The organism is Pseudomonas sp. PDM24, assembly GCF_019218905.1.
Classification (GTDB): Bacteria; Pseudomonadota; Gammaproteobacteria; order Pseudomonadales; family Pseudomonadaceae; genus Aquipseudomonas.
The window spans coordinates 333,174-344,885 of the sequence record NZ_JAHUWR010000007.1 but is presented as its reverse complement, the minus strand read 5'-3'; the positions used below and the strand labels follow the sequence as shown (position 1 = coordinate 344,885).

The 11,712-nt window shown below is 59.4% G+C and carries 10 protein-coding genes; 6 read left to right on the top strand and 4 right to left on the bottom strand.

Going from position 1 to position 11,712, the window contains the following annotated elements; genetic code table 11:
- Positions 1-312: 312 nt before the first annotated feature.
- Both KW837_RS23280 and KW837_RS23275 read left to right on the top strand, forming a co-directional pair.
- Positions 313-2,250, top strand: a complete 1,938-nt coding sequence (locus KW837_RS23280) for an alkaline phosphatase D family protein (RefSeq protein WP_218398754.1) — start codon at positions 313-315, stop codon at positions 2,248-2,250.
- 16 nt (positions 2,251-2,266) lie between these two features.
- The gene (locus KW837_RS23275) at positions 2,267-2,794 is read left to right on the top strand and encodes an adenylate kinase (RefSeq protein ID WP_192346074.1); all 528 of its coding nucleotides are present in this window, start codon (positions 2,267-2,269) and stop codon (positions 2,792-2,794) included.
- Positions 2,795-2,858: 64 nt separating this feature from the next.
- On the opposite strand, the gene KW837_RS23270 is transcribed toward KW837_RS23275, so the two are convergent.
- Positions 2,859-4,034, bottom strand: coding sequence for an aspartate aminotransferase family protein (locus KW837_RS23270; RefSeq protein ID WP_218398753.1), 1,176 nt, complete (start codon positions 4,032-4,034; stop codon positions 2,859-2,861).
- 102 nt (positions 4,035-4,136) lie between these two features.
- Between KW837_RS23270 and KW837_RS23265 the strand changes: the two genes are divergently transcribed.
- Positions 4,137-5,042 carry a LysR family transcriptional regulator gene (locus KW837_RS23265; RefSeq protein ID WP_123501069.1) on the top strand — a complete coding sequence of 302 codons (906 nt, stop codon included), beginning with the start codon at positions 4,137-4,139 and terminating at the stop codon, positions 5,040-5,042.
- Between the two features lie 135 nt (positions 5,043-5,177).
- The gene (locus KW837_RS23260) at positions 5,178-6,191 is read left to right on the top strand and encodes a sensor domain-containing diguanylate cyclase (protein ID WP_218398752.1); all 1,014 of its coding nucleotides are present in this window, start codon (positions 5,178-5,180) and stop codon (positions 6,189-6,191) included.
- A 6-nt stretch (positions 6,192-6,197) separates the two neighbouring features.
- Here KW837_RS23260 and msrA read toward each other — a convergent pair whose 3' ends face one another.
- Genes msrA through msrB form a run of 3 tightly spaced genes read right to left on the bottom strand, consistent with a single transcriptional unit; the run spans position 6,198 to position 9,289 of the window.
- Positions 6,198-6,905 carry a peptide-methionine (S)-S-oxide reductase MsrA gene (gene msrA, locus KW837_RS23255; protein WP_218398751.1) on the bottom strand — a complete coding sequence of 236 codons (708 nt, stop codon included), beginning with the start codon at positions 6,903-6,905 and terminating at the stop codon, positions 6,198-6,200.
- Positions 6,906-6,942: 37 nt separating this feature from the next.
- Positions 6,943-8,730: a cytochrome c biogenesis protein DipZ gene (locus tag KW837_RS23250; protein WP_218398750.1), complete on the bottom strand. Its 1,788-nt coding sequence runs from the start codon at positions 8,728-8,730 to the stop codon at positions 6,943-6,945.
- A gap of 43 nt (positions 8,731-8,773) precedes the next feature.
- Complete coding sequence (gene msrB, locus KW837_RS23245) at positions 8,774-9,289, bottom strand: peptide-methionine (R)-S-oxide reductase MsrB (RefSeq protein WP_218398749.1); 516 nt, start codon at positions 9,287-9,289, stop codon at positions 8,774-8,776.
- A gap of 153 nt (positions 9,290-9,442) precedes the next feature.
- On the opposite strand from msrB, the gene KW837_RS23240 reads away from it, so the two are divergent.
- Entirely contained in the window at positions 9,443-10,159 is a 717-nt protein-coding gene (locus KW837_RS23240; protein WP_218398748.1) for a response regulator transcription factor, read from the top strand.
- On the top strand, positions 10,156-11,679 hold the full coding sequence (locus KW837_RS23235) for a HAMP domain-containing sensor histidine kinase (protein ID WP_218398747.1): 1,524 nt from the start codon (positions 10,156-10,158) through the stop codon (positions 11,677-11,679). The genes KW837_RS23240 and KW837_RS23235 overlap by 4 nt, the downstream gene beginning before the upstream one ends.
- Positions 11,680-11,712 lie beyond the last annotated feature (33 nt).

The following is an 11,712-nucleotide window of genomic DNA, read 5'->3' as shown; positions in this document are numbered from 1 at the left end:
CGCGCATTCTACAGCAGCCTCTGTTACTGTCAAGCGGTTATTTTCAGAAGTTTTCAAAGTTTCGCTTGGGAATCTTCAACAACTTCAACCACTTGCGCTTCCGATCTCTCGTTAGCGGGAGGCGAATAGTACAGTATTTAATTTCGTGGTCAACCACCTGCTGCGATTATTTTTTCCCTTAGCAAAGCCCTTCAAGGCGAGCACTGATTTCTGCTTCTATAAGCAACACCCCCAGTGATGGACAAGGCTCAATCCTCCCCCCTAGCTGCGTTATCATCGCCCGCCTCTCTGCACCAAGAGTCTTGAACCCGGATGTCCGTATCTCTGCCATTGCCTGCCGATCACTCCCCATTGCCACCAGTCCTCGTCGGTCCGCTATTACGGCGCCTGGAGCCCACGCGGCTGGTACTGTGGTTGGTAGGGTCGCGTGCGCTGCCGCTGACGCTGCGCCTGCAAGGGATCGACATCCGTCTCGATGCGGGGCAATGCACGATCATCCCGGTCGGTACTCATGCCTTCATTCATTTGATAGATGTGCCACTGGATGCCGCCCTGCCCTGCGACACGTTGATCGAGTACGATCTGCTGATCACCGACGCGGATGGCACTCAGTCGGGCATTCTCGAATGGGCGCCTCATCTACTATATGGCGAGGCGCAATGTCCGAATTTCGTGTTGCGCTCGCGGATCGATCAATTACTCCATGGCTCCTGCCGCAAACCTCACTACCCTGCTGCCGATGGTTTGCTGTGCGTCGATCGATTGCTGGAGTCTGAGCCGGAGGCTTGCAAGCGCCCCGCGCTATTAATGATGAGCGGCGATCAGGTATATGCGGATGATGTCGCGGGGCCGATGTTGCGGGCGATTCATGCCTTGATCGAGCGTCTGGGGCTGTTCGGCGAACACCTCGACGGTGCAGTGGTCAGCGACAGCGCCAAACTCTACGAGCATCCTGCCAGTTACTACCATCGTGCGGATTTGTTACCGGCGCTTGAGAGCAACGAAACCCTGCGCGAACGATTTTTCGGTGGAGCGCGTAAGCCGATCTTTACCAGTAGCAGCGCCGACAACCATTTGGTGACCTTCGCCGAGGTCATGGCCATGTACCTATTAGTATGGTCGCCCACGTCCTGGACACTGATCGCGCCGCAACCACCGGCACTGACGCCCGAACGACGCAAGCGCTATACCCTGGAGCAGACGCGCATCGATGCGTTCAAGATGGGGCTGGGTGGTGTTGGGCGAGCGATGGCGCACCTACCGTGCCTGATGATTTTCGACGACCACGACATTACCGATGACTGGAATCTTTCCGCGCAATGGGAGGAAACGGCCTACGGCCATCCGTTCTCCAAGCGCATCATCGGCAACGCGCTGCTCGCTTATATGCTGTGCCAAGGCTGGGGCAACAACCCGGACGCGTTTGGCGGCATGCTGGAAAAAACCCGCCTATTGAGTGCCTCGGGGCAAGATCCTTACCTGGACAGCGATGTCCAGGATAGCTTGATCGACGAGCTGCTGAGCTTTCAGAAGTGGCATTACGTGCTGCCCACTCGCCCTGCAGTGGTGGTGCTCGACACTCGCACTCGGCGCTGGCGCAGCGAAATGACGCTCAAGCAACCGTCCGGTCTGCTGGATTGGGAAGCGCTCAGCGAGCTGCAGCAGGAATTGCTCGATCATCCCTCGGCGATCATCGTTTCGCCGGCACCGATTTTCGGCGTCAAATTGATCGAAACCGTGCAACGGGTGTTTAGTTGGTGCGGCTATCCGTTGCTGGTAGACGCCGAAAACTGGATGGCCCATCGCGGCGCCGCCCAGGTAATCCTGAACATTTTCCGACACTCCCGCACTCCCGGTAACTACGTGGTGCTGTCCGGTGATGTGCATTATTCCTTCGTCTACGAAGTATTGATCCGACACCGCAAGGCTGGCCCACGAATCTGGCAGATCACCAGCAGCGGTATCAAAAACGAGTTTCCGCCTGCGCTGCTCGAATGGTTCGACCGCCTCAACCGCTGGCTCTACTCTCCCCGTTCGCCGCTGAACTGGCTGACCAAGCGTCGGCGGATGCGCATTGTTCCGCATGTTCCAGAGCATGCCGAGGCGGGCGAGCGGTTATGGAATTCGGCGGGGATCGGCCAGGTGTTCTTTAATGAAAATGGCCAGCCGCAGGATATTTATCAGCACAACGCGGATGGTTCGCCGAAGACGCGGATGGTGGCGCCTGAAATTTCCGAAGCGGTTGAATGACTTTGGCCGAGTTGCCATGAGCAATTATTACCTGCACACCATGAACCTCACCCGAACCCTAATCATCGGCAACTCCGGCTCGGGCAAGAGTTGGCTGGCCAAACGACTGGCAGAGCACTTGCAAGTACCCTGGATCGATCTCGACCTGATCCACTGGATATCCGATGAACACAGCATCGCTCGTCCCCGCGCCGAAGCATTGGGAATGGCGCGGGTGGCAGCGAATGAAGAGCGGTGGGTTATCGAGGGTGTGTATGGATGGATGGTCAGTGAACTGGTGGAACTGGCGACGACGTTGATCTGGCTGTGCCTGGAGGACGAAGACTGCGTCAGTCATATTCGCCAGCGTGAAGCAGAGCGCGATGATAGTGACGAGTTGCTGATAGCGTTACAGGACTGGGCGGGTAGCTACCGTATGCGCGGCGATTCCAGTGGATTTGCCGCGCATCAGCGCTTGTTCGCAGGGTTTAGCGGTTCGAAACTTCAACTGATGAATCGGAATGAAGTCACGACTTTCGTCAGTACGATGCAACAAATCGACTAATCGTTCCCGATTCCACTCACGCGAACACCGATTCCTACAGGGGAATGCATACATTCAATAGAAGTCAGGCTGCGCTCACCGCCCGACCAACGCCTCTGACAATCATCTCCACTTCCCGCTCATCAATCGTCAGCGGTGGCAGCAGGCGAATGGTCTTGCCCCGTGTCACGTTGATCAACAAGCCATGATCGCGGGCTGCAATCAGGGTCAGGTCACGAATCGGTTGTTTGAGTTCAATGCCGATCATCAAACCCTGGCCGCGAATCGCCAGAACGTTGGGATCATCGGCCAATTCGATGCGCAATCTGGCGAGCAAGCGTTCACCCTGCAGTTTGGCGTTTTCCAGCAGCCCTTGCTCCTCAATGATCTCCAGCACGGTGCACCCCACTCGGCATGCCAGTGGATTGCCGCCGAACGTGCTGCCGTGGCTGCCGGGGGTGAACAGGTCGGCGGCTTTGCCCCGGGCCAGGCAGGCCCCGATAGGAATGCCGTTACCGAGGCCTTTGGCCAGGGTCATGACGTCCGGGATGATGCCTTCGTGCTGGAACGCAAACCACTGGCCGGTGCGGCCGATGCCAGTCTGGATTTCGTCGAGCATCAGCAGCCAGGCGCGCCGGTTGCACAGTTCGCGTACCGCTTTCAGATAACCGGGCGGTGCCACTTGCACACCGCTTTCGCCCTGAACCGGCTCCATCAGAATCGCCACGATGCGTGGACCGTGGGCTTGTTGGACCGCCTCCAGCGCAGCGAGGTCGCCGAATGGCACTTTAATGAAGTCCCCCGGTAATTCGTTAAACCCCAGACGCACCGCCGGGCCGTCACTGGCGGACAGGGTGCCAAGCGTACGGCCGTGAAAGGCGTTTTCCATGACCACCACCAGCGGCTGCTCGATGCCTTTGTGCCAGCCGTAAAGCCGCGCGAGTTTCAGCGCGGTTTCGTTGGCTTCGGCGCCAGAGTTATTGAAGAACGCCCGATCCATGCCGGAAAGCCGAACCAGTTTCTGCGCCAGCCGCTGTTGCCAGTCGATGCTGTACAAGTTGGAGGTGTGCAACAACAGCCCGGCCTGCTCGCTGATGGCTGCCACAATTCGAGGATGGGAATGGCCGACGTTGGTCACCGCCACACCCGCCACCGCGTCCAGATATTCGCGACCGGCCTGATCCCACAAGCGTGTGCCCAGGCCTTTGCTGAAACTCAGGGCCAAGGGTTGATAAGTGCTCATCAGGCAGGCGGCGGTCATGACATCAAACTCCATTAATAGTCGGTGTTTTTGCAGTATGGTTAGCCACCTGAGCTGGATAAACACTGCAACACTTCAATCATTTTAAAGCTGGGATTGATAATGGATTTGTTCCAGGCAATGACCGTTTACGTAAGAGTGGTGGAAGCCGGCAGCATGACCGCCGCCGCTTTGCAGTGCGAAATGTCCACGACCATGGTCGGCAATCATCTTCGGGCCCTGGAGCAACGTTTGGGTGTGCGCCTGCTTAACCGTACGACACGACGCCAGCGGCTGACGGAATTCGGCACGGCGTACTATCAACGTTGTCTTGAGGTATTGGGGCTGGTGGCCGATTCCGAACGCCTGGCCGAACAGACACTCGACGAGCCGAGCGGCACCCTGCGCATCACCGCACCGCTGACCTTCGGCACCGAACGGCTGGCGCCGGCCCTGAGCGAATTCACCTTGCGCTGTCCGCAGGTCAAACTCGACGTCGTGTTGACCAACCAGCGCCTGGATCTGCTCGACAACGGTTTCGATGTGGCGATTCGCTTGGGCACTACCGAGATGTCCAACATGATCGCCCGCCCGCTCATCGACTACACGATGACCCTGTGCGCATCGAAGGACTATCTGGCGCGCCGGGGCACTCCTGAAAAACCCACCGACCTGCAACACCATGACTGCCTGGCCTTCGCCTACCCCGCCGGAGACGACTGGCACTCGGTAGCCAAACAATGGCGCCTGAGGGGACCCGAAGGCGAAGTCATGGTGGAGGTCAGCGGGCCGATGCTGATCAACAGTTCGGCGGGGCTGCATCAAGCGGCGCGCACCGGGATGGGCATCGTGATGGTGCCCGATGCCTTGGTGGAGCAGGACCTTCAGGACGGAAAACTGGTGGCCTTGATGCAGGACTACCAACTGCCCAGCCGTCCGATGAACCTGGTGTACGCCCAAGACCGCTACCGCTTGCCGAAATTGCGCAGCTTCGTCGACTTTGCGCTGCAGAGGTGGGGCAAGCAGTAGGGGGCGCTCTCAATTAGTTTCCCCGCCGCGCTGGGGAAACTAATTGAGAACGCCCTCTAGCAGGGGCAATACCCCATGAACTAATCTCCTCGACTGGCGAGTCACGTTGATATCAGTTCGGCAGGGAGACCGATGATGGGTGAGGCATCGAATATCGAGCCGTTGAAGTTCAATCTGTCAGATTTTAACGAAGACATGCTGCACACCATTCTGGAACTGGTCAGCGATGGCATCTGGGACTGGAACGCCAACACCGGGTTCGTCTACCGCAACCCCGGGTGGTACGAGATGCTCGGCTATCCGCCTCATTCCCTGGATAACAACGTGCTGACCTGGGAAAACGTGATCCATCCCGACGATTATTCACGAGTCATGGCGCTGTTTGATGACTACCTGAATCAGCGCGCACCCGGTTATCAAGCCGAGTATCGCTGCCGCATGCGCGATGGCACCTACATCTGGATCGAAGATCGCGGCTATGTGCTGGCACGTAATGCCGACGGCTCGGTGGCACGAATGGTCGGCGCGCACCGCAGTATCGAAGACAAGAAACGCCTGTTCGAAGAAATGGAACGGCGCAATCAATCCCTCGAAGCCATCGTCGAAGAACGCACCCGCGAGTTGTCTCGGGTCAATGAGCAGTTGCAAATCCAACTCGAAGAAAACCGCAAACTGGCGGAAACCGATGTACTGACCTCCATCGCCAATCGCTATCGCCTGGAAAAAGCCCTACCCCAGGAGTGCGACCGCGCCCAACGCTTTCGCCAACCCCTGTCGCTGATCGCCATGGACATCGATGACTTCAAAAACATCAACGATCACTACGGCCACGCCTTGGGTGATGCGGCGTTGGTGCAGGTGATCGAGAGCGTGAAGCATTGCGTGCGCGAAGGCGATCTGTTGGCGCGCTGGGGCGGCGACGAGTTCATCATGATCCTGCCCAACACCTCGTTGGCCGACGCCAGGGCACTCGCTGAAAAAATCCGTCACAGCCTGTCGAGCTTGCTGCCGGTCGGGGACTATCAAGTCACCATGAGTTTTGGCGTGGTGCAACGCTTTGAAGAAGAGCAACAGACAGGGTTGCTGGCCAGGGCCGATCAGGCGCTGTATCGGTCGAAGATTGCGGGCAAGAATGTGATTTCGGGGTGAGCTTGCCTACATGCCTGCCTTCACCAACACCGGCTTCTCCTGATACCGATCCGGATACAACTTCTTCAACTGCGCCACTTTCGGCAGGTCATTGATCACGATGTAGGGGTACGTCGGATGTTCGGTCAGGAAGTCCTGATGTTCTTCCTCGGCCGGGTAGAAGCCGTTGTAGGTTTCCAGTTTGGTGACGATGGGTTTGTTGAACGAATGGGCAGCGTCTAGCTGGGCGATGTAAGCCTGGGCGACGCGTTGCTGTTCGGTGCTTTTCGGGAATAGCGCCGACCGATACTGAGTGCCGCGGTCCGGCCCCTGGCGGTTGAGTTCGGTGGGGTTATGGGCCACCGAGAAATAGATCTGCAACAGGTTGCCATAACTGACTTGAGCCGGATCGTAGGTGACTTCGACGGCCTCCGCATGACCGGTATCGCCATTGCTGACCCGCTCGTATTGAGCGGTGTCGGCTGTACCACCCGCGTAACCGGAGACAGCGTTCTTCACCCCTTTGACGTGTTGAAATACCCCTTGGACGCCCCAGAAGCAACCGCCGGCAAAAATTGCCGTTTCACTGCGGGCTTCAGTGTTCTCGTCGAGGGTTGGTGGCGCAATGATGACCGCCTCTTCGACGCCTGCGAAAGAAAACGCGGCGCACTGACCGATAACACTGGCCGCGGCCAATCCCAGCAGGGTGCGACGCCAGTTAAATAAGGTTTTCATGGCTTGTCTCCTGAATGGGTTATCGACCAAACGGCTATCAACCAAACGTAAATGCATACGCCGACACACCCGGATCGAGAAACTCAATGCTGAATGTCCGGTCCTTTACACCTGCGGTCTGGCGTACCAATTGATACAACCGCTGCTCGGTAACGCTGCCGCTGCCATCCGGCGCCACGTCAACACCGTGGGCACTACCTGGGGGCTTGCCGTCAATCAACACGTTGAAACGCACCGGTTTGCCGTCAGCGCCGGGGCCCAATACCAGATGCAGATCGCGAGCATGGAAGCGGTAGACGATTCGACTGGCCGGTGCGTTCGAAACGGCCCGCTCCGGACCGACCGTCCATTGGCCCTCCAGGCTCCAGTGATTGAGGGCCAGTCGGGACGGCGGGCTATAGGCCGTCATCTTGTCTGGCGCCAGATCGGTTTGAGCAACGAAATGCTCCGCCCGTCGGTAGCCGATATAGGTTTCCGGCGATTGCACTTCACTCATGTCCGGGGCGAGCTGGACGCCCTCGGCACGAGCATTGATCAGCCCGTCTGCGACCTTCTCGGCGCCCGCCTCACGCAGCAGTTGTTGAATCACTCGCTCCGATTCGGCGTATTTGCCCTCGCCAAAGTGGTGGTAACGAATGCGCCCCTGAGCATCGGCAAAATAGTGGGCCGGCCAGTATTGGTTGTTGAAAGCACGCCAGACCTTGTAGTCGTTATCGATTGCCACCGGATAAGTGACACCCAGGTCTTTCATGGCTTTGGTGACGTTGCCTAAATCACGTTCGAAGGCAAACTCGGGCGTATGGACGCCGATCACCACCAAGCCCTGATCACGATACTTCGCGGCCCAGGCCTTCACATACGGCAGGGTGCGCAGGCAGTTGATGCAGGAGTAAGTCCAGAAATCCACCAGCACGACCTTGCCCTTCAAGGCCTGGGCGGTGAGTGGGGGTGAATTGAGCCATTGCACAGCGCCGTCCAGCGATGGAAGGTTGCCTTCAATCGGCAGTTCGCCCGGTATCTTGGCGGTCATTTTCATGCTGCCGGCAGGTTGATCGCCGCCCCGTGGAATCTGCGACATCATCGCCCCACTGCCGGTCGGCAACTGACCGGCCAGCCGATTTACCAGCGCCTGCTCGATATCGCCGGTGGAGGCTGTCGAGACCCGCGCCAGAATCCCGGTATCCAGCCCCAAGGCGATCGCCACTACACCCGCCAGCATCGCGCCTCCCAAGCCTCGACGCAGCCACTCGCCTGCGCCTATCGAGCGCTTCATCGCGGCGAAGACTTTACCGCCCAGCAGCAGTGCCGCGGCGAGAGAGGTGGCGGCGCCAGCCGCGTAAGCCAGTAGCAACAAGGTGGTGGCGATGTTTGCCCCTTGCAGCGCCGCGCCAGTCAGCAGTAGGCCCAGAATCGGCCCGGCGCAGGGCGCCCAGAGCAGGCCCGTGGCGACACCGATCAGCAACGAAGCGCCGGGGCGCGGCCGGGTATCGAGAGCCGCGGCTTCCGACAGCCGACCACCGGCCGCCACCAATGGACGCGTCAGGCGCTCGGCCAACCGAGGCAGCAACAGCGTCAGCCCGAACAGTGCAACGAACAGCAACGCGAGCCAGCGACCGTATTGATTGACTTGCACCACCCAACCGCCGCCCACCGCCGCCAATGAGGCGACGAGCGCGAAGGTCAGCGCCATCCCCGCCAGCAGCGGCAAGCCACTCTTGATAAACGGCTGCCCGGTGCGAGCGAAGACAAAGGGCAATACCGGCAGAATGCACGGGCTGACGATCGTCAGCACACCACCGAGATAAGCGAGGACCAGAAGCCACATAACGTCGACCTGCGTGAAGTGAGTGGAAGGAAGTGCCCATGGATTACGCCTGTGGCTTGAAAGTCAGCGCCAGACCGTTCATGCAGTAACGCAGACCGGTGGGCTTTGGCCCGTCCTCGAAGACATGGCCCAAGTGACCGCCGCAACGACGGCAATGAACCTCTTCGCGCAGCACGCCGAAGGAGCGGTCCTGACGGGTGGCCACCGCGTTGTCCAGTGGCGCCCAGAAGCTCGGCCATCCAGTGCGGCTGTCGAACTTGGTGTCGGAAGAAAACAACGGCAGATCACAACCGGCGCAGGCAAAGACGCCCTTGCGGTGCTCGTTGTTCAGTGGGCTGCTGTAGGCCCGCTCGGTGCCCTCTTCGCGTAGGATCTCGTACTGCTCGGCGCTAAGCAGCGTGCGCCACTCGCTATCGCTGTGAGTCACCTCGAAAACCTCCTTCGCGTGGGCCTCATCGAACAGCACGACGCTTGCGGAAAATTTTGGCAATACACCAACCACCAGGGCCGCAGCCCCCAGCCCGCCGCTCGCTACAAGAAACTGTCGCCGTGAAAACATGGCCTTCTCCAAAATTCCAGGTGCCTTGCATGGAACACAGCCTAGGCTTGAGTTGATCGCCAAATCCTCACGAGGAGTTAAACAATTCGTGATAACTCAGCCTCAGGAAAAGCCGCACAATGTTGTTCATTGCGTCACGAGGGATTGAGCTCCATGGAACCGACCAAACGCGTCCTGGTGGTCGAGGACGACCTGCCTATCGCCGACCTTATCTGCCTGCATCTGCGCGATGAGCAGTTCGAGGTGGTGCACTGCGCCGATGGCGATGAGGGCATGCGACTGCTGCAGCAAGGAAGCTGGGACGCACTGATTCTCGACCTGATGCTGCCCGGCGTCGACGGCCTGGAAATCTGCCGCCGCGCCCGGGCCATGGCCCGCTACACACCGATCATCATCACCAGTGCGCGCTCCAGCGAAGTCCATCGGATTCTGGGGCTGGAACTCGGTGCCGACGATTACCTGGCCAAACCCTTTTCCATGCTCGAACTGGTGGCGCGGGTCAAAGCATTGCTGCGACGGGTCGACGCCATGGCCCGCAACCTGAAAATGGACGCTGGCAGCCTGATCAGCGATGGCCTGTCCATCGACCCGATCACACGTGAAGTCTCCCTCGATGGCCGTCGTCTTGACCTCACGCCGCGGGAGTTCGACTTGCTGTACTTCTTCGTCCGCCAGCCCGGCAAGGTCTTCTCGCGCATGGACCTGCTCAACGCGGTGTGGGGCTACAGCCATGAAGGCTACGAGCACACGGTCAACACCCACATCAACCGCCTGCGGGCCAAGATCGAGGCCGATCCGGCGCAACCGGCGCGCATCCTCACCGTGTGGGGTCGTGGTTACAAATTCGCCACGAGCGGAGAGCAGCCATGAAATTGACCCTGACCCAACGCCTGTCCCTGGTATTCGCCGTGTTGTTGCTGGTCTGCTGCGGTACTTCGGCCTGGTTGCAGGTGCGCTCCAACCAGATGCATGAACTGGAAGTGGTGCAGGGGTTGTCGCGGGATCTGGCGCAACACATCGCCCACGACACCGTGCTGATGGACCGCAATGGCCCGATGCCCAATGCCGTGCGCGAACTGTTCAGCCAGCTGATGCTGGTCAATCCCAGTGTCGAGGTCTATCTGCTCGACACCGGGGGTCGAATTGTCGGCAGCGCCGCGCCCGAGGGTCGAATACGCCGAGAGCAAGTCGACCTGGCGCCAATCCTGCGTTTGCTCAAAGGCGAGGCCCTGCCGATTCTCGGCGACGATCCGCGCAGCATTGATGGCAGCAAGGTTTTCAGTGCTGCGCCGTTGCGGGTCAATGGTCAGCCGGCCGGTTATCTCTATGTGGTGTTGCTCAGTGAAGAGCACGATCGCTTCGCCGAACGCGGCGCCACCAGCGCGGCGCTCAATACAGCGTTGTTGTCCATTGGGCTGGTGGCGTTGCTATGCCTGATTGCCGGCCTCACCGCATTTGGCCTGATCACCCGGCCATTGCGCCGCCTGACCGAAAAAGTCAGTCAGTTCGACATCAACGGCGTGCCGTCCGCCTCGCCCGAACCAGAGCCTGAACCGGTAGAAAAAGCCGCCAGCCACGATGAAATTGCCATCCTCGACGCAGCCTTCCGGCAGATGCAAGCGCGCCTCGGCGAACAATGGCGCTCGCTGACCCGTCAGGATCAGGAACGTCGCGAACTGGTGGCAAACATCTCCCACGACCTGCGCACACCGCTGGCCTCGCTGCACGGTTACCTGGAGACCCTGTCGCTCAAGGACGCCACATTGTCCCCCGCCGACCGCCGCCGTTATCTGGGGATCGCCCTGGATCAGAGCCGCAAGGTCGGCGGCCTGGCGCAATCGCTGCTGGAACTGGTGCGGCTGGAGCACGGTTTCGTCCAACCGGTGCTGGAGCGCTTTTCGCTGACCGATCTGGTGCAGGACATCTTTCAGAAATTCGAACTCAGCGCCGAAGCGCGCCAGATCGAACTCAAGGCCACCTTCGCCCCCAACGTCTCGGCGGCCTGCGCAGATCTTGGGTTGATCGAGCGGGTACTGACCAACCTGTTCGACAATGCGCTGCGCCATACGCCCCAAGGTGGAGAAATCGAACTCAGCCTGCGCCCTCAAGGGTCTTTCATCGAAGTCACCGTCAGCGATACCGGCCCGGGAATCGCTCCAGAACTGCGCGAAGGTCTGTTCCTGCGCCCGTTCAACATTGGCGGCGCACGGCGCGATGGCGGATTGGGGCTGCGGATCGTGCATCGGATCCTGCAATTGCACGGTCGAGAGATCCATCTGATAGATATTCCCGGACGCGGCGCGACCTTTCGCTTCTCGTTACCGGTGGATGAGCAGACCGCCGAGCACTGGGCCGTTCGGTCGACGAATCCGAACGCAATGAGGAAATAGTCGACAGCTTTGGCCACAGCAACGGCTATTATC

Excerpts from the sequence above, each read along its gene's own strand:
- KW837_RS23275 (WP_192346074.1), top strand. The coding sequence starts at position 2,267 with ATGAGCAATTATTACCTGCACACCATGAACCTCACCCGAACCCTAATC.
- KW837_RS23240 (WP_218398748.1), top strand. The coding sequence starts at position 9,443 with ATGGAACCGACCAAACGCGTCCTGGTGGTCGAGGACGACCTGCCTATC.
- KW837_RS23270 (WP_218398753.1), bottom strand. The coding sequence starts at position 4,034 with ATGACCGCCGCCTGCCTGATGAGCACTTATCAACCCTTGGCCCTGAGT.
- KW837_RS23250 (WP_218398750.1), bottom strand. The coding sequence starts at position 8,730 with ATGTGGCTTCTGGTCCTCGCTTATCTCGGTGGTGTGCTGACGATCGTC.
- KW837_RS23235 (WP_218398747.1), top strand. The coding sequence starts at position 10,156 with ATGAAATTGACCCTGACCCAACGCCTGTCCCTGGTATTCGCCGTGTTG.
- KW837_RS23265 (WP_123501069.1), top strand. The coding sequence starts at position 4,137 with ATGGATTTGTTCCAGGCAATGACCGTTTACGTAAGAGTGGTGGAAGCC.
- msrB (WP_218398749.1), bottom strand. The coding sequence starts at position 9,289 with ATGTTTTCACGGCGACAGTTTCTTGTAGCGAGCGGCGGGCTGGGGGCT.
- msrA (WP_218398751.1), bottom strand. The coding sequence starts at position 6,905 with ATGAAAACCTTATTTAACTGGCGTCGCACCCTGCTGGGATTGGCCGCG.
- KW837_RS23260 (WP_218398752.1), top strand. The coding sequence starts at position 5,178 with ATGGGTGAGGCATCGAATATCGAGCCGTTGAAGTTCAATCTGTCAGAT.
- KW837_RS23280 (WP_218398754.1), top strand. The coding sequence starts at position 313 with ATGTCCGTATCTCTGCCATTGCCTGCCGATCACTCCCCATTGCCACCA.